General features: G+C 70.1%; 18 protein-coding genes and 2 pseudogenes. 14 read left to right on the top strand and 6 right to left on the bottom strand.

What is annotated here, in order from left to right; genetic code table 11:
• Positions 1–4 precede the first annotated feature (4 nt).
• Positions 5–976 (bottom strand): SDR family NAD(P)-dependent oxidoreductase, encoded by a 972-nt coding sequence (locus ABZ862_RS27695; protein WP_360963408.1) that lies wholly within the window; start codon positions 974–976, stop codon positions 5–7.
• A 62-nt stretch (positions 977–1,038) separates the two neighbouring features.
• Here ABZ862_RS27695 and ABZ862_RS27700 point away from each other — a divergent pair, with 62 nt between their 5' ends.
• Positions 1,039–1,611 carry a TetR/AcrR family transcriptional regulator gene (locus ABZ862_RS27700; protein ID WP_360963411.1) on the top strand — a complete coding sequence of 191 codons (573 nt, stop codon included), beginning with the start codon at positions 1,039–1,041 and terminating at the stop codon, positions 1,609–1,611.
• Between the two features lie 412 nt (positions 1,612–2,023).
• Here the strand turns inward: ABZ862_RS27700 and ABZ862_RS27705 are convergent, their stop codons facing one another.
• Positions 2,024–2,188, bottom strand: coding sequence for a hypothetical protein (locus tag ABZ862_RS27705; RefSeq protein ID WP_360963414.1), 165 nt, complete (start codon positions 2,186–2,188; stop codon positions 2,024–2,026).
• A 192-nt stretch (positions 2,189–2,380) separates the two neighbouring features.
• Here ABZ862_RS27705 and ABZ862_RS27710 point away from each other — a divergent pair, with 192 nt between their 5' ends.
• From ABZ862_RS27710 to ABZ862_RS27740, 7 genes are all read left to right on the top strand, one after another.
• Positions 2,381–3,106 carry a dienelactone hydrolase family protein gene (locus ABZ862_RS27710; RefSeq protein WP_360963417.1) on the top strand — a complete coding sequence of 242 codons (726 nt, stop codon included), beginning with the start codon at positions 2,381–2,383 and terminating at the stop codon, positions 3,104–3,106.
• Between the two features lie 92 nt (positions 3,107–3,198).
• On the top strand, positions 3,199–3,765 hold the full coding sequence (locus ABZ862_RS27715) for a recombinase family protein (RefSeq protein ID WP_360963420.1): 567 nt from the start codon (positions 3,199–3,201) through the stop codon (positions 3,763–3,765).
• A gap of 298 nt (positions 3,766–4,063) precedes the next feature.
• Positions 4,064–6,568: a SpoIIE family protein phosphatase gene (locus tag ABZ862_RS27720; RefSeq protein WP_360963423.1), complete on the top strand. Its 2,505-nt coding sequence runs from the start codon at positions 4,064–4,066 to the stop codon at positions 6,566–6,568.
• Entirely contained in the window at positions 6,565–7,653 is a 1,089-nt protein-coding gene (locus tag ABZ862_RS27725; protein WP_360963426.1) for a substrate-binding domain-containing protein, read from the top strand. Before ABZ862_RS27720 ends, ABZ862_RS27725 begins: the two co-directional genes overlap by 4 nt.
• 5 nt (positions 7,654–7,658) lie before the next feature.
• A complete protein-coding gene (locus tag ABZ862_RS27730; protein ID WP_360963429.1) occupies positions 7,659–8,438 on the top strand; it encodes an ATP-binding cassette domain-containing protein in 780 nt (259 codons plus the stop codon).
• Positions 8,439–8,575: 137 nt separating this feature from the next.
• Entirely contained in the window at positions 8,576–9,733 is a 1,158-nt protein-coding gene (locus tag ABZ862_RS27735; protein ID WP_360963645.1) for a sugar ABC transporter permease, read from the top strand.
• Between the two features lie 90 nt (positions 9,734–9,823).
• Positions 9,824–11,179 (top strand): sugar ABC transporter substrate-binding protein, encoded by a 1,356-nt coding sequence (locus tag ABZ862_RS27740; protein ID WP_360963432.1) that lies wholly within the window; start codon positions 9,824–9,826, stop codon positions 11,177–11,179.
• 258 nt (positions 11,180–11,437) lie between these two features.
• On the opposite strand, the gene rph is transcribed toward ABZ862_RS27740, so the two are convergent.
• Together rph and ABZ862_RS27750 are read right to left on the bottom strand one after the other, a co-directional pair.
• Entirely contained in the window at positions 11,438–14,041 is a 2,604-nt protein-coding gene (gene rph, locus ABZ862_RS27745) for a rifamycin-inactivating phosphotransferase (protein ID WP_360963435.1), read from the bottom strand.
• A 421-nt stretch (positions 14,042–14,462) separates the two neighbouring features.
• On the bottom strand, positions 14,463–14,642 hold the full coding sequence (locus ABZ862_RS27750) for a hypothetical protein (protein WP_360963437.1): 180 nt from the start codon (positions 14,640–14,642) through the stop codon (positions 14,463–14,465).
• Between the two features lie 188 nt (positions 14,643–14,830).
• Here ABZ862_RS27750 and ABZ862_RS27755 point away from each other — a divergent pair, with 188 nt between their 5' ends.
• From ABZ862_RS27755 to ABZ862_RS27775, 5 genes and pseudogenes are all read left to right on the top strand, one after another.
• Positions 14,831–14,968, top strand: coding sequence for a hypothetical protein (locus ABZ862_RS27755; RefSeq protein WP_360963440.1), 138 nt, complete (start codon positions 14,831–14,833; stop codon positions 14,966–14,968).
• 77 nt (positions 14,969–15,045) lie between these two features.
• Complete coding sequence (locus ABZ862_RS27760; RefSeq protein ID WP_360963443.1) at positions 15,046–16,893, top strand: ABC transporter ATP-binding protein; 1,848 nt, start codon at positions 15,046–15,048, stop codon at positions 16,891–16,893.
• Positions 16,890–17,714 (top strand): annotated as a pseudogene (locus ABZ862_RS27765) (serine/threonine-protein kinase); the annotation flags it as partial. The gene ABZ862_RS27760 and the pseudogene ABZ862_RS27765, both read left to right, overlap by 4 nt.
• A 75-nt stretch (positions 17,715–17,789) precedes the next feature.
• Complete coding sequence (locus ABZ862_RS27770; RefSeq protein ID WP_360963648.1) at positions 17,790–18,377, top strand: sigma-70 family RNA polymerase sigma factor; 588 nt, start codon at positions 17,790–17,792, stop codon at positions 18,375–18,377.
• Positions 18,374–19,129: a hypothetical protein gene (locus ABZ862_RS27775; RefSeq protein WP_360963446.1), complete on the top strand. Its 756-nt coding sequence runs from the start codon at positions 18,374–18,376 to the stop codon at positions 19,127–19,129. The genes ABZ862_RS27770 and ABZ862_RS27775 overlap by 4 nt, the downstream gene beginning before the upstream one ends.
• Positions 19,130–19,210: 81 nt before the next feature.
• On the opposite strand, the pseudogene ABZ862_RS27780 reads toward ABZ862_RS27775, so the two are convergent.
• Positions 19,211–19,417, bottom strand: a pseudogene (locus ABZ862_RS27780) (IS1380 family transposase); the annotation flags it as partial.
• Positions 19,418–19,421: 4 nt separating this feature from the next.
• The gene (locus tag ABZ862_RS27785) at positions 19,422–20,009 is read right to left on the bottom strand and encodes a TetR/AcrR family transcriptional regulator (RefSeq protein ID WP_360963449.1); all 588 of its coding nucleotides are present in this window, start codon (positions 20,007–20,009) and stop codon (positions 19,422–19,424) included.
• Positions 20,010–20,090: 81 nt separating this feature from the next.
• On the opposite strand from ABZ862_RS27785, the gene ABZ862_RS27790 reads away from it, so the two are divergent.
• Positions 20,091–21,032, top strand: a complete 942-nt coding sequence (locus ABZ862_RS27790; protein WP_360963451.1) for an alpha/beta hydrolase — start codon at positions 20,091–20,093, stop codon at positions 21,030–21,032.
• Positions 21,033–21,036 lie beyond the last annotated feature (4 nt).

Consider the following 21,036-nt stretch of genomic DNA (forward strand, 5'->3'; position numbering starts at 1 on the left):
GAGGTCAGATACGGAGCAGGTCGGTCGAGACGGTCCAGAGGCGCTCGGCAGTGGCGGGGTCGAGCGCCCATTCCTTGACACCATGCGGGTGCTGCGCGAGATCGGCGTCGTTCGGCACGGTGTATGCCTCTTGTGCATCGTCGAGATAGTGGCCTCCGGAGTGAGCGAACTCGGGGGCGACGGCCGCGACGATACTGGTGGCGGCCCCCTGCTCGACCGTTTTGTACGTGAAGACTCCGGCAGCCTCGGCCGCGTCGAGTGACGCCTTCTGCGCCGGCGTGAAGTTCCGTTGCAGCCCCGTCGCGACACCACCGGGATTCACCGCGTTGGCGAAGATGCCGTCGGACGCCCACAGTCGGGTCGCCTCGACGGTGAAGAGGGAGTTCGCCGTCTTGGACTGGGCGTAGGCGATCTGCGGGTCGTAGCCGCGGCGCTCGAAGTGGAGGTCGTCGAAGTCGATGCCGGACCGCATGTGCGCCGTCGAACTGACCGATACGATCCGTGCTCCGTCGCGGTCGGCCGCTCCCCGGGCCAGGGCGTGATGAAGGCCGGTGGCCAGCGCGAAGTGGCCGAGATGGTTCGTCGCGAATTGCAGCTCCCAGCCCTCATGGGTCCGTTCGAGGCCACCGGTGACCACGCCGGCGTTGTTGATGAGCAGGTGGAGCGGGCCGCCCCACGCGTCGACGAACCGTGCGACGGTGGCCCTGTCGGCGAGGTCGAGCCGGACGACGCGGGGCCGGATCCCCCCGGTCGACTTCCCGATCGTCTCGGCGACGGCGACACCCGCAGCCGTGTTCCGGACAGCGAGCGTCACTTCCGCCCCGGCAGCGGTCAGCGCACGAGCCGTCTCGATCCCGAGTCCGGAGGACGCTCCCGTCACGATCGCGCGGACGCCGGTGAGGTCGATGTCCCGCAGTACCTCGTCCGCGGTGCTGGAGGAGGTGAAGGGCGTGGAGATGGGTTCGCGAGTGTCCATGACGCAACTATACGAACTGGACTTGATTTGTATAGTCCGGTTCTCGCTCGTATGCTCGCTCCATGAGCAGTCCCGACGCCGGCCACCCGCCGCCGACGGTCGCTGACAGCGACCGTCGAACCGTGGTTCTGGAGTCCGCCATGGCCACGTTCGCGCGATTCGGTTACCGGAAGACCTCGATGGAGGAGGTGGCGCGGGCGGCGCGCATCTCCCGGCCCGGGCTCTACTTCCTCTTCTCCTCGAAGGAGACTCTGTTCCGTGCCGCAGTCACCCGGGCCTTGGATCGCGACATCACCGCTGTCGAACAGGTCCTGGCCGACAGCGGCCGCACCCTTTCGGAGCGCCTCGTCGAGGCGTTCGACCAGTGGGCGGGGCGCTACATCGGCCCGCTGACGCGCGATGTCGCGAGGGTCATCGAGGACAATCCCGACATCCTCGGAGAGATCATCGAGACCACGCCGCGACGTTTCGAGGAACTGATCACAGACGCGATCGCCGTCGAGTCAGGACGCGAGAGGGCCCTCCCTGTCGCACAGACGATGATCAGCGCCTCGATCGGCCTCAAGCACCAGGTCGCATCAAGGGAGTTGTACCTCGAACGGCTGGCGGTCGCTATCGGTCTCCTGGTGCGCTGAAGACGCTCCCGGCCTCCTTGGACGATGGCCTCCCGCTTGGTGCCACACCGTTGCACCAACGGTGTGGCACAACGGGGGACACGACCCCGCTGCTTCGCCGACGCGCCCAGGTCCGCCCGAAGCATCTCGTCGATCGGCTGCTTGTACGGGTCCAACCGGGGCTCACTCCGCATGAATGCCGTCAGCCGCCGACCGTGCGCGACCAACGCTCCTGGACGACGGACAACTTCCGGTCGAACTCGGCATCCCGCATCCGGCTGGTGCATGACGTCCAGTTCCTTGGCGAGGAGGTGGGGCATCACCGAGACCGCCCCGGCCTTCGCCGAGCGGCGAAGCCGAACGGCACGGAGCACCGGTCACGCCGGTGAGGGCGGGTCAGGACTCCAGGCGGATCGTGATCGGGCGCCGGAGATCATCGGTGCTGCCACTCATCGCCGGCCGGGAGTCCGGCCGGGGTGAGCGGGTGCGGACCGTCGGCGGCGCGGCCTTCGAGGTCGTCGTCCCGGTGGTCGGCCTCCTGGTCGATGTCATCGGGGCCGCCGTGGATGGTGCAGACGATGTACGGGTCGTTGTCCATGGCGCCGGTCAGCTCCTTGTGCAGGTCGGTGACCGCGTAGACCGGCGCCCACGCCTGACCGGCGCACTCCGGGACTTGACGGCTCGACTGAACCGCTGACGGGGTGGTTCCGGAATACGCCGGAGACCTGTTCTTCTGCCAGCGGCAGAACACCGGCCCCACCGGGCCCGGCGATCACTACAGTCCAGGCTCATGACCACGGTTACAACGCGCACGGTCGAATACGCGGCCGACGGCCTGACGATGATCGGGCACCTCGCACTCCCGGCCGGTGCCGGCCGCCGGCCCGCGGTCCTGGTCGGGCCCGAGGGAATGGGGCTCAGCGACGTCGAGCGCCGCCGGACCGATGCACTCGCCGAGCTGGGATACGTGGCGCTGGCCTTCGACCTCCACGGCGGGCGCTATTTGGGCGACCCCGAGGAGATGCTCGCCCGTTGCATGCCACTGCTCGCCGACCCCGACCGGATGCGAGGCATCGGCCACGCGGCGCTCGACGTGCTCCGCGCCGAGCCGCGGACCGACCCCGACCGGATCGCCGCCGTCGGCTACGGCACCGGAGGCGCGATCGCGCTGGAACTCGGGCGCGACGGCGTCGACCTGCGCGCGATCGGGACAGTCAACGCACTGACCACGGGCCGACCGGGTGAGACGGCACGCATCCGCTGCCCGGTGTGGGCCGGGGTCGGGTCGGAAGACCCGATCATGCCGCCCGCGCAACGGGACGCATTCACCACCGAGATGCAGGCCGCGGGCGTCGACTGGCGCCTCGTGGTCTACGGCGGCGCCTTGCACGCCTTCCACCACCCACCGGTCGACCACACCACGGTCCCCGGCGTCGGCTACCACCCACGGCACGCGCAGCGAGCGTGGCGTGACGTCGTCGACCTGCTCGCCGAGTGCCTGCCCGTCACGGAGTGATCTGGTCGGCAACCGCGATTCCGGACCGCAACCCAAGCCGCTCGACCGTCACCGGTTACCAAGCTTGGCCACCCCTCACCGGTGCTCAGGGCTTGCCGCCCTCCGCGTACCACACCCGCCGCTTCACCATGGTGCCCCGGCCGAAGAAGGCGCTGCGGGTGCCGACCCCGGCCGACCGCGCCCCGGGCCGGCCGTGGCGGCCGGGTACCCCGCCGCCGATGCCGATCGACCCGGACCTGCCGAGCGCGGACATCCGCATCGGGTACGCGCGGTGCTCGACGCTCGGGCAGGAACTCGACTCCCGGCTCGACGCGCTCAGCAAGCACGGCATCCCCAGGGACAAGATCTTCAGCGAGAAGATCAGCACCCGGGTGCGGGTCCGCCCGAAGTTCGAGGAGGCGCTGCGGACGGCGCGGGAGGTCGAGGCGCGCGCCCCGCACTACCGGGTCGTCTTCACCGTGTACGAGATGAAGCGCCTCGGCCGCGACGCCGCCGAGCTGACCGCGCTCGCCGGCCATCTCACCGTCCACGGCCTGGTCCTGGAGATGCTCGCCGAGCACGCCAAGCGCGAGGCACCCCGAAGCCGTCGAAGCCGCCCACACCGACTTCGCCCGCCTCCAGGTCGGCGAAGTCCCCGGGCCCCGCCCCGCCATCCCTGACCGAGCGCCGCTGTGATTACAGAGAGCTACTTGTCACTTCGCCGTAGCTTCGGGAGAACAGGGCCGCTACGTGGTCCGCGTCTTCCGGCGCCCCCAGGGGGACGCTCGGCCACGAGGACCTCCGGCACCCCTGACGTATCTGGTGCATTTATTCACATATGAGATCCTTATGGGTGGGTGTCCGCCTCTTGAGGGCGGCGTGGTCCCCCGTCGCCGGTCCGGTGTCTCCACCGCGCCCGTGCTCCGTGGGGCCTGCCCGTGTCGGCACCTGCGACAGAAGTAGGAGGTAGATGCGGACATGCCCCACTTCGGTGGCGTCCGGGCCAAAGGGCCGCGGCCACACGGGGCCGGGGCAGCGGGTACAGCCGCGCTGGCTCCGGTGCAGGACGCGGCCGCCACAGAACGGGTCCTGGCGTTCGCCGGGGCCACGCTGGCAGCTGTCTTCACCCTCGGTGACAAGCTCGACGGTCTTCACCTGGTGGAGGCTGCCGGAGGCACCGCGGCCAGTTTCGGGCTGCCGGAACGTTTCACGCTGTCCGCTGGTTCCCCCGTGTCCGACGCCTTCCTCACGGGTCGGCCGCAGTGGCTGACCTCAGCAGCCCTCGCTTCCTTCCACGAGGGCGACACAGCAGGAATTCGAGCGGGCCTGTCACTCGGTGCGCTGCCTCTCGGGGCGGCCAACAGGCAGCTCGGCTGCTTTGTCGTCGTCGGCGACGCCGCGGACGGCTTCGGAACCGAGCAGCGGGGCTTGCTGAAACAGTACGCCGACGCGGTAGCCGACCGGCTCCAGGCCGAAGCCGACGGCGCCGCCCCCCTCCCCCTGCTGAGCACCGCCCTGCGCGATCTGCGCGTCGGCTCGTTCGTCCTGGTACCGGACACCGGCCTGGTCGAAGCGGACACGACCGTGCTCGAGCTGTTCGGCATCGCCCCGGACGGCTTCGACGGCAAGGCGGACACCTTGCTCGCCCACACCGTCCCGGAGGACCTGCCCACCCTGATGCCGGTCATGGAACCATCCCTCCCGACCTCGGACCACCGGGAACTGGAGTTCCGAGTGCGCCGGCCCACCGGTGAGCTCCGCTGGCTGACTCTGAGCTGCCGGGTGCGGAGAGCCACCGTCGACCGGCCGGAACAGGTGCTCGGCGTGGTGGCGGCGGCCTCTGCGCTGCGCCGAAGCGCCGATGACGTCTCCCAGGTCCAGTGGCTGACAGCGGCACTCGACGACGCCACCACGGTCAGGGATGTCGGCCAGGTGGTGGTCTCCGCCCTGCGCGAACCGTTGGGTGCCGACCGGGTGGCGCTCGCCGAACTGCAGGACGACCGGCTGGCGGTCACCGTGCTCGACCCGCCGCAGCCCGTCGCCTGGCCCCGTACCTGGCGGGCCGAGTGGCCGGACGCACCGATCGACGCCCTGCCCACTCTCCGGAAGGCCCTGCGGCGCGGACGCATGAGCCTGTGGCCTGCCGGTGCCGCGCTCGAGCCCGGTCTGTCGGAAATCGGTCCCGGCGCCCTGGCCGTCCTGCCGCTCCCCGCCAAGAGCCGGGTCACCGGCGTGTGCCTTGTCGGGTGGGACGAGCCGCACGAGTTCGTTCCCGCCGAGCGGTCCCTGCTCATCGCGACCGCCGGCCTGATCGGGCAGGCCCTGATGCGGGCGCACGCGTATGACGCCGAGCAGGAGCTGGCGACGATGCTGCAGCGCAGTCTGCTGCCCCGGCGCCTGCCCGAACTGCCCGGTGGCGTCGCCGTCGCCCGCTATCTGCCCGCCGAGCGCGGGCTGCAGGTGGGCGGTGACTGGTACGACGTCATCGCCCTCTCCGAGACCCGGGTCGCTCTGGTCATCGGCGACGTACAGGGCCACAGTGCCGCAGCCGCGACCATGATGGGCCAGATGCGCACCGCGGTCAGGGCCTACGCGGTGGAGGGCCATCCGCCCGATGTGGTCGTCTCGCGTGCCAACCGCCTCCTGGTCGGGATGGAGAGCGACCTGTTCGCCACCTGCTGCTACGTCGAGCTGGATCTGGAGGAGGGCAACGCCTGGTTCGTCCGGGCCGGCCACCTCCCGCCGCTCGTGCGCCGCCCCGACGGCAGTACCGGGGAGGTGCAGGTCGAGGGCGGACTTCCGCTGGGTGTACTCGCGGAGGCGGAGTTCCCGATGACCGCGGTCACCCTGGCTCCGGGCACGGTCCTCGTCCTGGTGACCGACGGCCTGGTCGAGTCCGCCGGCCTCCCTCTGGACGAGGGCATGCACCGGACGTGTGACGCTCTCGCCGCCGCCGATCCCTCGGACCCCGGGCGGATGGCCGACGACCTGCTCGGGGACGCCGGGCGCCGCGAGGACGACATCGCGCTGCTGCTGCTTCGCTACGACGGGCCGAAGGTCCGGCCGGTACGGGCCGGCTACGTGGTGTGGCGGCTGCCCGACGCGGTGATGCACGCCCGCCGTTTCGCAGCGCGCACCCTGCGCGCGTGGAAGATGACGGAGCACGCCGACGCCGTGCTGCTGATCGTCTCCGAGCTGGTCACCAACGCCGTGGTGCACACCCAGGGGGCGGTTCGCCTCGATCTCACCCGTGCCGCGGACCGGGTGCGGGTCGCCGTGAGCGATTCCTCGCCGCGTGCACCCGCGAAGCCGGTGATCGTGGACTGGGAGGCGACCGGCGGCCGGGGTCTGCTGCTGATCGAGTCGATGTCGGCGGCCTGGGGCTCTGTACCGGTCGGCGGGGGCAAGCAGGTGTGGAGCGAGATCGTCGTACCCGATCCCGCTGATGCCGGGCCGGCGGAAGGACGAGGGGACATCGCATGAGGATCTGCGCGCAACAGGTCCTCGCGGCCGTCGTCGCGGGTCTCACGGCCATGTCCCTGGCCGGCTGCGGAAGCGGCGGCGGGGGCGGCAGGGACGGCTTCACCGTCGGTCTGCTGCTGCCGAGCCGTGGGCTGCCTCGCTGGGAACAATACGACAAGCCCTTGGTCGAGAAGAAGCTGAAGGAGCTGTGCGCCCGCTGCACCGTGGCGTACCGCAACGCCGAGAACGACGCGACGAGACAGCGTCTGCAGATGAACTCCATGATCGCCAATGGGGTCCGGGTCGTGATCCTCGACGCCGTAGCCCCTGAAGCACTCCGCTCCTCGGTCCGGACGGCGCACAGGGCGAACGTCCCGGTCGTCGCCTATGACCGGCTCGCCGAAGGCCCGATCTCGGGTTTCGTCACCTACGACGGCGCCAGGATCGGCAGGCTCCAGGGCGAGGCTCTCCTCAAGGCCATGGGAGAGAAGGCGCACGGCGGCCAGGTCGTCATGATGAACGGCGATCCGACCAGCCCCAACGCCGCCTGGTACGCCCAAGGGGCCCTGTCCGTCATCAAGGGCAAGGTGAAGATCGGCAAGACGTACGACACCCTGGCCTGGACGACGGAGAGCGCACGCGACCGTATGACCGCCGCCATCACCGCCCTCGGTCCGGAGCGGATCGGCGGTGTCCTGGCCGCCAACGACGCCATCGCCGCCGGAGTCGTCACCGCTCTCAAGAACGCCCACGTCGAGCCGCTGCCCCCTGTCACCGGTCAGGACGCGGAGCTCGAGGCCGTACGGCGCATCGTCAGAGGGGAGCAGTACATGACTGTGTACAAACCCTTCGGGGCGGAGGCCGCCGCAGCGGCCGCCATGGCCGTCGCCCTGGAACGCGGCGAGCGCATCGGCGGCAACACCACCGTCAAGGGCGTCCCGGCTGTCCTCCTCGCCCCGATCGCCGTGACGCTCGGCAACATCCGGCAGACCCTCGTCGAGAAGGGCGTCTACACGACCGACCAGATCTGCACGCCGGAGCTCCGGCACGCCTGTGACACGGCCGGCCTCCTCCGGGAGACGCACTCACCCGGCAAAGGGAGGTGATCCCCGTGGCGTACCCACCCGTGCTCTCGTTGCGCGGCGTCTCCAAGCGGTTCGGCGGCGTGCACGCGCTCGTGGACGTCGAGCTCCAGATCCGTGCCGGGGAGGTCGTCGCCCTGGTGGGCGACAACGGCGCCGGCAAGTCCACCCTCATCAAGGTGATCTCCGGTGTCGGCCCCGCCGACAAGGGCGCCATCGAATGGGAAGGCCGCCCCGTACAGATCAAACGCCCCCACGACGCCCAGAGGCTGGGCATCGCGGCCGTCTACCAGGACCTCGCGATGTGCGGCAACCTCGACATCGTCGGCAACCTCTTCCTCGGCCGTGAGATCGGCAGATTCGGCATCCTCGACGAGGTGGAGATGGAACGCCGCGCCCATGAGCTGATGCGCACGCTGCCCATCCACATCCCGGATGTGCGCATGCCCGTCGACGCACTGTCGGCCGGACAGCGGCAGGCTGTCGCGATCTCGCGCTCGCTCATGACCGCACCCAAGGTTCTCCTTCTCGACGAACCCACCGCCGCACTGGGCGTCGAGCAGACGAGCCACCTCCTCGACCTCATCGAGGAACTGCGCGACCGTGGCCTCGCGGTCCTCCTCATCAGCCACAACATGGGCGACGTCAAGGCCGTCGCCGACCGCGTCGCCGTCCTGCGCCTCGGCCGCAACAACGGCCTCTTCGACGTGAACACCACGCCACAGGAGCAGATCGTCTCCTCCATCACCGGCGCGGCGGACAACGCCGTGGCCCACCGCACGACGCGCGACGAGGAGGCATGGCCGTGAGCAGGAAGGGGGCACCCGAGGATTCAGGGCACAGCCGCACGGGCACCGGCACCGCGTCCACCACGTCCGGCCGGGAACCGCGCAGCCACGTACGGAACCTGTCCCTCAGGGGATACGCCGCAGCGTTCAACGCCAGGTTGCGCGGCGACGAACGCGGCCCGCTCCTGATCATCCTCGGCCTGGTCGCGATCTGGCTCGTCTTCCAGGGCCTCGACGACAACTTTCTCTCGCCGCGCAACCTGTCCAACCTCAGCGTGGACATCGTCGGTACCGGCCTGGTCGCCGTCGGCGTCGTCTTCGTACTGCTGATCGGCGAGATCGACCTCTCGGTCGGTTCCGTCAGCGGTCTGGGCGGGGCCGTGTTCGCCGTACTGAACGTGAACCTCGGCGTACCGGAATGGCTTGCCGTCGTCGTGGCGGTGGCCTCGGGGACTGCGGTGGGAGCCGTCCACGGGTTCTTCTACGCCCGGGTCGGCGTGCCCGCGTTCATCGTCACCCTCGCCGGACTGCTGGCCTGGAACGGCCTGACCCTTCTCCTCCTGGGTTCGAGCGGCACCGTCAGCATCGACGAGGGAGGCCTGGTCGCCTCCCTGACCAGCACGTACTTCGGTGCCGCCGGTGCCGCGTACGGTCTGGCCGGGCTCGGTACCACGGGGTACCTCCTGGTTTCCCACCGGAACAGGCGCCGACGCCGGGACGCCGGGACGCCGTACCGGTCGCTGAGCGAGATCTGGGTGCGGACAGCTCTCCTGGCCGTGATCTCCTTCGCCGCCGCCCACATGCTCGACCAGTTCCAGGGGCTTCCGTTCGCCCTCCTGATCTTCCTGACGGTCGTCGTCGCCTCGGACTGCTTCCTGCGTCGCACCCGCTACGGGCGGAGGGTCTACGCGCTCGGGGGCGGTATCGAGGCGGCTCGCCGCGCCGGCGTGGGTGTGGCAGGGGTGCAGATCATGGTGTTCATGGTGTCGGGGACGCTGGCCGCGACCGGTGGGCTGATCGTGGCCTCGGAACTCACCTCGGCCAGCCCGACGACAGCCCGCGTCGCCGGCTCCGGCATGCTGCTGATCAACGCCATCGCCGCGGTCGTCATCGGGGGCACCAGTCTGTTCGGCGGGCGCGGTACGACGTGGTCCGCGCTGCTCGGGGTGCTGGTCATCGAGTCGATCGCCTCGGGCATGGCGCTTCTGGGCGTCCAGGACTCCGTCCAGTTCATGATCACTGGTGCTGTACTGCTCGCTGCGGTCACCACCGACACCCTCTCCCGGCGGGCGGCACGTTCGTACCCGAGGAGATAACCCATGCGAGTTGAATTAGCATGAAATATCCATCCGAGGCGAGATCGGGAACGAGAGGAAAAAGGCGGACCCCGGAGTCATCGGAGTGCCATGAAGCGCAGGAGCCTCAGCCGTCCGACCGCGGCAGCCGTGGCGGCCGCGGCCGTCGCGTTCTCCGGCTGCACCGCCACGCACCAGCCGTCCGGCGGGCCGAAGCGGAGCATCAACGTGCTCGCGCTGGACATCGCCCAGACACAGCAGCTGGAAAGGCTCACGAAGAGGCACTTCACCGCGGACTCCGGCATCACGGTGCATTACACCCTGCTGCCGGAGAACCAGTTGCGCGTCAGGACGGCTCGCGAATTTGCGAGCCGGGCGGGGCATTACAACGTCGTGATCGTCGGCTCGTACGACGCACCCATCTACGCGAAGGACGGCTGGCTCGCCCCGCTGGACTCCTACGCGAAGGCGGACAAGTCCTTCGACCAGGGCGACATGTTCCCCAACCTCATGACATCGATGACCGGGACCGACGGCAGGGTCTATGCCGAGCCCTTCTACGGTGAGGGTTCCTTCCTGATGTACCGCAAGGACCTCTTCAGGAAGAACGGGCTGACCATGCCGCAGAATCCGACCTGGGACCAGGTCGCCTCGCTGGCGGCCAAGGTCGACGGCACCGACGGTGTGAACGGCATCTGTCTGCGGGGGCTGCCGGGATGGGGCCAGAACCTCGCCCCGATCAACACCGTCGTCAACACCTTCGGAGGCTCCTGGTACGACATGAACTGGAACGCACAGCTCACGTCACCGGCGTTCAGGAAGGCCGTGCGGTTCTACGTCGACCTGGTCCGCAGGTACGGGCAGCCTGACGCCTACCGCAGCGGTGTCCTGGAAACACTCGACACCTTCGTGGCAGGCAAGTGCGCCATGATGTACGACGCGACCTCCCTGGCGTCGTCCGTCGAGGCCGACGGCTCGGCGGTCAAGGGCAAGGTCGGCTATGTCGCCGCCCCGCACGACAGGACCGAGAAGACCGGCTGGCTGTGGGCGTGGGCCTGGAGCATCCAGAACGCGAGCAAGAACAAGGACGCCGCCTGGAAGTTCATCTCCTGGGCTTCCTCGAAGGAGTACCAGTCCCTGGTCGGCACGGAACTCGGCTGGATCGCGGCACCCGCCGGAAGCCGGAAGTCGCTCTACGCCAACTCCGACTACCAGAATGCGGCCGCCGCGTGGTACCGGCAGGAGTACGCGGCGGAGACGAACTCCGCCGACCCTCGGAACCCGGGGGTGGGCCCACGCCCCTACACAGGCGTCCAGTACGTGGGCATCCCCGAATTCGCCGATCTCGGTACCAAGGTCTCCCGGGAGATCAGCCGCGCCATAGCCGGTGGACAATCGGTGGACACCGCTCTGCGCAGGTCACAGCAGCTGGCCCAGGCGGCGGCGAAGAAGTACCGCACCGGCTGAGCCGCCTGCCCGTGCGGCTCCGCGAGGCCGGGCCGGCCCGGTGCGGCGTCCGCCGGCTCCGTGGCCGGGGCCCGCTTTCCGCCGGCCGCCGGAGGGGTCGGCGGCCGCTCCGGCCGAAACGCCTCGAGCACCGACCGCTGCGGTACGCGTGGGTCGGAGCGCACGGTCTGCGACAGCAGGGCCGGTCGTCGAACGGCGGTGGCGGCGGACGCTTCTGCGTCAACGCGGTGAGCGCCTCGGTGCCCCAGGGCACGCCGGTCAGGCCAGGATCTCGACGTACCCGTGGGTTCCGTGCACGCGGATCCGCTGTCCGTCCCTGATCAGCCGGGTGGCCCGTTCCACACCCACGACGGTCGGCAGGCCGTACTCCCTGGCGATCACTGCGCCGTGGGTCATCAGGCCGCCCACCTCCGTCACCAGGCCTTCGATTCCGACGAACAGCGGCGACCAGCTGGGGTCCGTGAAGGCCGTCACCAGGATGTCGCCCGCTTCGAGATCGGCCTCCGCCATGTCGAGGACGACGCGGGCCCTTCCCTCGACGGTCCCGGCCGAGACCGGCAGGCCGACCAGGGCGCCGGCCGGCACGTCGTCGCGCCGGTACGCACCGTTGACGGCTTCGCCGTCCGAGGTGAGGACCCGGGGCGGTGTGAGCGCGTGGTACGACCGGAACGCGTCCTTGCGCTGCTGGATGAGCCGGTCATCCGCCCGGTGGGAACGCACGAGGTCGCGGAGTTCGTCGAACGTGAGGAAGAAGATGTCCTCCTTCTCGGGAAGCACGCCGGCCCGCACGAGGCGTTCCGCCTCCTCCAGCAGGGCCTGCTTGTAGACGAAGCAGCGGCTGATGATGCCGTACTTGGGGTACTCCCGATACCCGATGAAGGTTCGGACCCGGTCGATCATCCGCTTGGTCTCGTCGGCTTTCCGGTCCCCGTCCGGCAGGGCCCGCAAGCATGACAGCACGTCCCGTTCCTTCTTCTCCGCCTTCTGCCGCCCTTGCTCGAAACGCCGCTCGGCGGCACCCGGTTCGAAGTTCCTGACGTTGTCGAGAATCATGGGCACGAGCGTGGTGGGGCGCTCGCGCCAGCGTGGCCTCGTGATGTCGATCTCGCCGACGCAGCGCATGCCGTACCGGTCGAGGTAGGCCTCGAGGGCGTCGCGCGCCTCGGCCCCGCCCGGGAGCTCCTCCAACTCGTCCATGAAGCCCTCGTCCTCGACACCCTGCAGGAACCCCACCACCTCCGGCTGCCTGCGGATCACGTCCGCGACATCGAGGAGCGCCAGTCCCATTTCCGAGGTGACGTTGCCGGGGGCGGACAGAGTCAGCGTGTCCGCCGCGTTCTTCTCACCCAGCCACTCGTGCAGGTTGTCGTTGAGCCACCACGTGGCCTCCATCCCCGCCATGATCACTTGCATGCTCAGCGGATCGCTGAGCACTCGCTTGTGCTCCTCGAACGCCTCCAGCAGGAAGTCGAACAGCGCCGGCCCTGTCTTCGTCCGGATGCCTCGCTCAAGGGCGGCGAGGGACGCCTGGCTGCGCTCGACCAGTTCGGTCACGACGGCCCGATCGGTGTCGATCACAGCGGACGCGCCACCGGCCGGCGGCCCCCCGGGACCCGTACCCGTGTCCGGGAGCGACGGGACGAAACCGTCGCGGTCCAGGAGGGTTTCCAGAGCGTCCCTGACCAGCGGATCGCCTCTTCCCATGACGTCCAGAAGGCCGGCGCGGCTCACGGGCGAGGCCAGCCGCCGGGTGGCGTCGACGAACAGCCTCCCGCCGGCCTCGTGCATCGGCACCATGGCCGTCAGCTGCCACATGGAGAGCCCGAGGGGCTTCATGGGGTCGGTCATCATCTGCTGATGGCCGACGGAGACATAGACGTGATTCTCCTGGTCACCGCTCTCCGGAACGGGGAACAGTGTGGTGATCGGCCGGCTCTGAACGAGGTGGAAACCGTCGTCGGCCAGGCACCACTCGATGTCCTGAGGGCGGCCGAAGTGCGCTTCGATCCGCCGCCCGAACTGCACGAGGCGCACGACCTGCGCATCCGTCAGCGCAGGCTGCTCCCGGCGCCGCGCGTCGATCACCACTTTCCGCGTGCCTCCGGACGGCAGGGCGTGAACGGCACACCGTTTGGCGGCGATCGTCCTGGCGACCACCTCACCGTCCCGCACCTTGAAGACGTCGGGATTCACCAGGCCGGAGACCAGGGCCTCGCCGAGGCCGAAGCCGGCGTCCACGGTGGCGACCTTCCGGTTGCCCGTGACGGGGTCGGCGGTGAACAGGACGCCGGCCGCGTACGGGAAGACCATCCGCTGCACGACCACGGCCATGTGGACCGTACGGTGGTCGATGCCGCTGCGCTGACGGTAGGTCACGGCCCGCTCGGTGAACAGCGAGGCCCAGCAGCGGCTGATGTGCCGGAGGACCGCCGTCGGCCCCACGACGTTCAGGTACGTGTCCTGCTGCCCGGCGAAGGAGGCCGCAGGCAGGTCCTCTGCCGTCGCGCTGGATCGGACGGCGTAGGCGGCCTGCTCACCGAACCCGGCGAGCGCGCGGGTGATCGCCGCCGCGAGATCTCCCGGGACGGCGGTTTCCTCGATGGTGCGGCGGATCTGCGCGCTGAGTGTACGGATCGCCTCCCGGTCGTCCGGGTTCAGGCGCGACAGCCGGTCGAGCCGCTCGTCGATCGACGGCGCTTCCGCCATGACCCGCCGGAAGGCGTCCGTCGTCACGCAGAAGCCACCGGGCACCCGGATGCCGTCGATCCGCGACAGCGCGCCCAGGTGCGCACCCTTGCCTCCGACGGCCGGGCCCTGGCTCTCGTCGATCTCTTGAAGGTCCAGCACGTACTGCCCGATCACCGCGACACCTCCGTGCGGTACGCCCTCGACCGTGGTCGCCTTCCCGGCCCCGTTGCCGGTCCCACCGCCGGTTCGACGCCACCGCGCCCCTCTTGACATCGACAACGACACACGCACGTCATACCCCTGTTTCCGCAGGTTGTGGCCTTGGCCGACGATTCTGCGCCGCGACCCGGGTCTTGCCGCAAGCCCCCCGGCGCGCTATAAGTTAAGAGTGGCGAGGACAGAGTGCTCCTTGCCTTTTCCTTTGCGGGTGTCCCCATCGGCCGGCTTGCGGATGTCCCGTCGACCGGACGCCCTCTTCAGCAGCACGCTGCGCGAACCCGGACTTCGACGGTGTCGCCACGACATGCGTCCTCGCCCGGGAGGAACGGGCCCGGGAATCCTCGGCGTTTCATGCGGGACCGCATCACCGAGGAACTCACCTCGTAGCACGCTCCGCGTTGTCGATGCCGACGTTGCTGGTGATGGTGCCGGGGTTGCTGTTGCAGGTGAACCCGTGAGGGCCGTCGTCGCAGGCGATGTCGTGCCGGACGGCGTGGTGGACGGCGATGTCGCCGCCGCCGAACTGGCAGCCCTGGCGGTCGCCGCTGTCGTTCACGGTTCCCGCGGTGTCGCGCCCCCGGCCGGATCCTTCCTCGACTCGTGCCCGACCGGCGTCCGGCGTCCGCGCACGCGGCACACCGCGGGCCGTGTCCGATTCACCGGAACGGACATCCGACCGCCCTTTTGATCCGTACCTTCCATGACGAACCCGTGAGGAGCGTCCTGAGGAAGGAATCCGGAACCATGGCGATCTTCAGTCATATGAATCCCGCCAAACACGGGAAGCACCACAAGACCACGACCGACACCACGAAGGGCACGACGCACAGCGTCAGCCGCCGCCGGCGTCGCCGGCACAGCCACGCGACCTCGCGGGGCTGACCTGACCGCACTCGAACGGACCGACGGGCCGGGGACGTCTCCGGCCCCTCGGGCCCCGGATCATCCCGGATGGTGCGATGCCTGACACACGGCGGCGCCTGACGGCCGCGCTGCGTCGGCTGCTGTCCGTGGCGGAGGATCCCGATGCCGTGGTGGCGGCCGCGCCGCCGGTGCCGTTGCGGGAGGTGTTCCGTCGCTTCTGGCCCTGTACGAAGGGCGGCCGGCGCTGGCTGTGGCTGATCCTCGTGTTCAGCATGGCGGGGCCCCTGATCGACGCGGCGGAGATCTGGCTGTTCAAGCTGGTCGTGGACGAAGTGCTGGTTCCCCGTGACCTGAGCCCGTTCGGGCCGATCGCGCTGGCGTACGGAGGGTTGTTCCTGGCGTCCGGTGTGCTGGCCTTCTCCGACGACGTGACGTCGACCTGGGTCAGCGAGCGTTTTCTGCTCTCCCTGCGTGCCGACCTGTTCCGGCATGTGCAAGGCCTGTCGCTCGGCTTCTTCGAACGGCGCAGACCGGGTGACGTGCTGTCACGGGTGACGGGGGACGTGGACGCGGTCGAGACCTTCCTGCTCTCCGGGATCGCCAACGCCGTGTGGTACGTGATGCGCCTCGGCGTCTTCGTCGGCCTGCTGTTCTACCTGCGCTGGGATCTGACCCTGCTCGCGCTCGTCATCGCGCCGCTGTTCTGGTTCGCCGCGCGCCGCTTCTCCCGCCTGATCAAGGCCGCCTCACGTGAACGGCGCCGCCGCAGCGGCTCGATCAGCGCCGTCACCGAGGAAGTACTGGGCAACATCGCCCTCGTCCAGGCCTACAACTGCCAGGACCGGGAGCAGAACCGCTTCCAGCGCGAGAACCTGGGACGCTTCCGGGCCGCCATGGCCTCCACCCGGATCAGGGCACTGTTCGGGCCCATGGTCGATCTGATCGAGCTGGCCGGCGCGCTGACCGTGATGGGGCTGGGTACCTGGGAGCTGGAACACGACCGGATCACCCTGGGCGGGCTGCTGGTCTTCCTCGGTCTGATCAGTCAGCTCTACAGCCCGATCCGGGGCCTGTCCCGCCTCAACAACACCTTCTACTCGGCGTCCGCCTCCGCCGAGCGGATCATCGAACTGCTCGACCAGCACCCCCAGGTCATCGAGACCACCGACCACCGGCCGTTGCGGCGGGCGCGCGGCGGCATCGAATTCCGCCACGTCCGCTTCAGTTATCCGCAGAGCCCCCGGCCGGCGCTGACCGATGTGTCCTTCCAGGTCGCACCCGGCGAGACCCTGGCACTGGTCGGGGCGAGCGGCGCCGGCAAGTCGACCGTCGCCAAGCTGCTGCTGCGCTTCTACGACCCGGATCCCGGCTCCGGATCCGTGCACCTGGACGGGATCGATCTGCGCGACCTGTGCCTGGCCGACCTGCGGGACAACGTCGCCGTGGTGCTCCAGGAGACGCTGGTCCTGCACGGCACGGTACGGGAGAACATCGCCTACGGACGCCCGGGAGCCACCGACGCCGAGATCATCGCCGCGGCCCGGGCGGCCGACGCGGACGAGTTCGTCGGGCGACTGCCGGAAGGGTACGACACCGTGGTCGGCCAGCGTGGCCGATTGCTGTCGGGCGGGCAGCGCCAGCGGCTGGCCATCGCCCGGGCCATGATCAGGGACGCCCCGGTGCTGATCCTCGACGAGCCGACCACCGGACTGGACGCCGAGTCGGGCCGGCGGATCCTGGGACCGCTGCACCGGCTGATGGCCGACCGCACCACGATCGTCATCTCCCACAATCTGCTCACCGTCCGCGACGCCGACCGCATCGTCGTCCTCGCCCACGGCCGGATCGTCGAGTCCGGCACCCACGACGGCCTTCTCCTGCGCGACACGGTGTACGCCCGCCTGCACAAGCTCCATGACTCCTCGTTCCGGACGGTCCCATGAGCGCTCGCACCGCCGCACCACCGCCGCCTCCCCGCACGTCCCCGGGACCGGCCCCCGCCCCCGGCTACGACCTGCTGGCCCATATCTCCCGCACGGGATGGCTGGACGTCTACGACGCCTGGAGCCGGGAGCGCGAGTGCCGCTGCGTGGTCAAACTGCTGCGCCCGGACCGGCGGCACGAGACCCCGCTGCGCCACCGGCTGCTGCAGGAAGGCCGCTGGCTCCAGGAGTTCACCCACCCCCACCTGGTCCGCGCGTACGACACCATCGAGGAACCGGAGCCGCTGGTCGTCCTGGAAACCCTGACCGGGGAGACACTGTCGTTCCTCATCCACCGGCTGCGGCACCGTCCCGCCGCCACCGACCTCGCCTTCCTGGGTCTGCACCTGTGCTCGGCACTGCACTATCTGCACGGCCGAGGGCTGCTGCACCTGGACATCAAGCCGACGAACGTGGTGGTGGAGTGCCACCGCGCCAAGGTCCTCGACCTGAGCGTCGCCCATGCCCCCGGTCCGGTGCCGGCCGGGACGGGCACCTTCGGTTATCTCGCGCCCGAGCAGGCACGCGGCGGCACGGTCACGGCGGCCGCCGACGTGTGGGGGGCGGGCATCACGCTCTACGAGGCGGCCACCGGCGCGATGCCCTTCGACTGCGGAGAGACCGCCTCCGCCACCGACGGGTCCGGGGACGACGACTGGTATCCCCAGCTGGAGGGACGTGCCCCGCCGGTCAGGGCCCGGCGCCGGCTGCCGCCCGTGCTCGGCCGGGCGATCGACGGCTGTCTGGAGCCGGAGCCCCGGGACCGCCCGTCGGTCACCGAACTCGCCGAACTCCTCGACACGCTGCTCCCCCGGAGCAGACGCAATCCCTCGTCGGAGGTGTTACGTAATAGTGGTATGCAGTACGGCGTTCCCCTGGAGCAGCTGCCTGACGACGCACTGCTGGAGGGCCTGACCACCGGGGATCCCTGGCTCACGGTGTCATTCGTGCGGAGGTTCCAGCAACGGGTCTTCGGCGTGGCCGTCACGGTGACCGGGGATGCCCAACTCGCCGAGGACATCGCCCAGCAGACCTTCGAGCAGGCGTGGCGGCATGCGCAGATGTACGATCCGCGGCGCGGATCCGTACGCGGTTGGCTGACCACCATCGCCCGCAACCTGGCCATCGACGCCACCCGCGCCCGCCGGGCCGTCCCCGTCGACCCGGGCGAGCTGTCCCTGCTCCTGGACGAGGCCACCCGTACCCCCGAAGGACAGGCCCTCGCCGACGAGACCTCCGCCGAACTACGCAGCGCGCTCGCCCGGCTGCCCCGCGAGCAGGCGCGGGCCCTGGTCATGGCAGGTGTCTACGGCATGACCGCCCAGCAGGTCGCGGACGCCGACCATATCCCGCTGGGCACCGCCAAGACCCGCATCAGGGCGGGCATGAGCAAGCTCCGGGCCGCGCTGGCCCCGCGGGACGCCCGGAACGGAAGTGAGCCATGACCAGCAGCGGAGCCTCCCCGCTGAGCTGCGCCCAGTTGCACGAGTGCGGCGCGGAGCTGGCACTCGATGTACTGCCCGGGCCCGAGCGCTCCGGCGCCGTGGCGCACCTCCAGCACTGCGCGGAGTGCCGGACGTACGTCCGTGATCTGACGCCGGTGGCCGACGGTCTCCTCGATCTCGTCCCGGCCGCCGAACCGCCGCCGGGCTTCGATTCCCGCGTCCTGCGACGTATGGGGCCGCCCGCCCGGCCCCCCTGGCACCGGCGGCATCGGATCGGCCGCACCCTGGCCGCCGCCGCGGCCGCCGCGGCCCTGGTCCTGGGCGGCTGGGCCGTCGGCAACGCGTCCGCCCCCACGACGCACCCGGCCCTGCGCACCGCCGTGCTCACCGCCCAGGAACGGCACGTCGGCAAGGTGTACGCACACACCGGCGCGTCCCCCTGGCTCTACGTCGATCTCGACGCCGGCGCGATCGCCGACGACCCCACCGTGCGCTGCCAGGTGGTACGCGCCGACGGCTCGGTCAGCACGGTCGGTACCTTCCGGCTGGACGACGGCTACGCCCACTGGGGCGGCCCCTACCCCGCCGGTTCCTCCCCCGTCACGACCGTGCGGCTGCTCGCGCCGGACGGGTCGGTCCTGGCCGCCTCCGACTTCCACGACACCGGCGCGTCCGCACGGCCGGGAGACCGGCACGGCGCTCTCGTCGGCAGGACCCGGGGAGGCGGCACGATCGTCGCGACGGCCCGGTGAGCTCACCGGGGTCTTGCCGGATCGCTCCGGTGACGCCTCCCGCTCGAGTTGCCGGCACGCGCCGTGCGACGGGCCGACTCGGGCCGCGGCTTCCCTGTCGGAGTGGGCGATCACGAGGACGCCGTCGAGATCGATGACGACCCGGCCGTCGGTGTCGGGCGCGTGCTCGCCGGCCATCGACCAGGCGCGAAGACGTACTTCGGAGCGCGCGGAGCGGATGACCGGCAGGTCATTCCCGCCGGAGGCGGCCAGGGCGTCCGTCAGGCGGGAGACGGTCGGGCCGGACGCCGGTTCACCCCGCAGCATCGGTCTCCCCGGCGGTACGGGCGGCGGCTGCGACAACGGTCGCCAGGTCGTCGCTCGAGAAGCCGGCGCGGCTCAGCACTGCCAGGGACTTGTTCGTCGCCAGCGTGCACAACGCCAGTTCTGCCGCCTCCCGCTCACCGGCCCCCGCCGCCAGCAACGCCCGCTCCAGCATCGTCCGCACACCGTCGATCATGCCGCGGACCATCGCCTGGCCCTCTGTGTCGAGGGCCGGGAACTGCGCTGCCGACATCGTGAGCAGGCAGCCGTCCGGGACCGCCGGATCGGCGATGCGGTTCAGGGTGACCTGCAGGTAGGCGGCCACCACGGCGCCGGGGCCCGGGTGGGGGCCGGACAGTGCCCGGTCGTACAGCGGGTGGTAGGTCTGCGCGTACCGCTCGAGGCTTTTCCGGAAGAGGGTGCTCTTGTCCCCGAAGGTGCCGTAGAGCGAACTCCGGCCCAGGCCCGTGCCCTCGGTCAGGCGATCGATCGAGGCCTCCGAATAGCCCCAGCGCCAGAAGACGTGCATCGCACGTCGTAGCGCCTCGTCCACGTCGAATTGCTTACGGCCCGCCATGGTTCGTCAGCCTACACATCTTGCACCGATCGTTTCAAGATGTGTAAGGTCACCGGCATGACATGTTGCACCGATCGTTCCATGATGAGTCCGGCCGACGGCACGACAAGCCTGGGTTCGCTACGGCTGCCCGAGGGGTTCACCGAGGTCTTCACGAGTCGGCTCGTGGAGCTGAACGGGCTGCGGCTGCACGCGGTCACCGGCGGGGACGGCCCGCCGCTGCTGCTGATCGGCGGGTGGCCCCAGACCTGGTACGCCTGGCGGGAGGTGATGCCCGCGCTCGCCCGCCAGCACACCGTCGTCGCCGTCGACTCGCGCGGGGCCGGGCTCTCCGGCAAGCCCGACGACGGTTACGACGCCGGCACGCTGGCCGCCGATCTGGTCGCGCTGATGGCCGCGCTCGGGCACGACCGGTTCGACGTGGTCGGCCATGACATCGGCACGTGGACCGGATACGCCCTCGCTGCCGATCACCCCGAGCGGGTGGGCCGGCTCGCCGTCGTCGAAGCCGTGATCCCCGGTGTCGTGCCGTCCCCGCCGGTCTTCAGCCCGGCCTCGGTCAACCAGAAACTCTGGCAGTTCGGCTTCAACCGGCTCACCGGGCTCAACGAGGAACTGGTCCGAGGGCGGGAGCGGCTCTTCTTCGGCCGGCAGTTCGCCACCAAGGCCGCCACCCCGACAGCGATCCCCGCGTACGCCGTCGACGTCTATGTCGACGCGATCGCCGCGGATCCTCGCGCACTGCGCGCGAGCTTCGCGTACTACCGGGCGCTGGACGAGACGATCGCGCAGAACGAGCGGCGCAGCAGGACCCGGCTGACACTGCCGGTGCTCGCCGTCGGCGGCGCGCTGTGGAGCGGCGAGAATGCCGCCCAGACGATGCGCCTGGCGGCCGGCGACGTCACCGGGGTGGTCCTCGACGACTGCGGCCATTATCCGGCCGAGGAGCAGCCGGAGCGGTTCACCGAGATCCTGGAGGACTTCCTCGGCGGCGAACCGGCAGCAGGCGTGCCGCACGGCTGACACA

Source organism: Streptomyces sp. NPDC047000 (genome assembly GCF_040644295.1).
Taxonomy (GTDB): domain Bacteria; phylum Actinomycetota; class Actinomycetes; order Streptomycetales; family Streptomycetaceae; genus Streptomyces.

Coding starts and splice junctions, on each gene's coding strand:
- ABZ862_RS27785 (WP_360963449.1), bottom strand. CDS start 20,009: ATGGCGGGCCGTAAGCAATTCGACGTGGACGAGGCGCTACGACGTGCG.
- ABZ862_RS27700 (WP_360963411.1), top strand. CDS start 1,039: ATGAGCAGTCCCGACGCCGGCCACCCGCCGCCGACGGTCGCTGACAGC.
- ABZ862_RS27720 (WP_360963423.1), top strand. CDS start 4,064: ATGCCCCACTTCGGTGGCGTCCGGGCCAAAGGGCCGCGGCCACACGGG.
- ABZ862_RS27725 (WP_360963426.1), top strand. CDS start 6,565: ATGAGGATCTGCGCGCAACAGGTCCTCGCGGCCGTCGTCGCGGGTCTC.
- ABZ862_RS27705 (WP_360963414.1), bottom strand. CDS start 2,188: ATGGACAACGACCCGTACATCGTCTGCACCATCCACGGCGGCCCCGAT.
- ABZ862_RS27770 (WP_360963648.1), top strand. CDS start 17,790: ATGCAGTACGGCGTTCCCCTGGAGCAGCTGCCTGACGACGCACTGCTG.
- ABZ862_RS27775 (WP_360963446.1), top strand. CDS start 18,374: ATGACCAGCAGCGGAGCCTCCCCGCTGAGCTGCGCCCAGTTGCACGAG.
- ABZ862_RS27695 (WP_360963408.1), bottom strand. CDS start 976: ATGGACACTCGCGAACCCATCTCCACGCCCTTCACCTCCTCCAGCACC.
- ABZ862_RS27760 (WP_360963443.1), top strand. CDS start 15,046: ATGCCTGACACACGGCGGCGCCTGACGGCCGCGCTGCGTCGGCTGCTG.
- ABZ862_RS27710 (WP_360963417.1), top strand. CDS start 2,381: ATGACCACGGTTACAACGCGCACGGTCGAATACGCGGCCGACGGCCTG.
- ABZ862_RS27740 (WP_360963432.1), top strand. CDS start 9,824: ATGAAGCGCAGGAGCCTCAGCCGTCCGACCGCGGCAGCCGTGGCGGCC.
- ABZ862_RS27790 (WP_360963451.1), top strand. CDS start 20,091: ATGATGAGTCCGGCCGACGGCACGACAAGCCTGGGTTCGCTACGGCTG.
- ABZ862_RS27755 (WP_360963440.1), top strand. CDS start 14,831: ATGGCGATCTTCAGTCATATGAATCCCGCCAAACACGGGAAGCACCAC.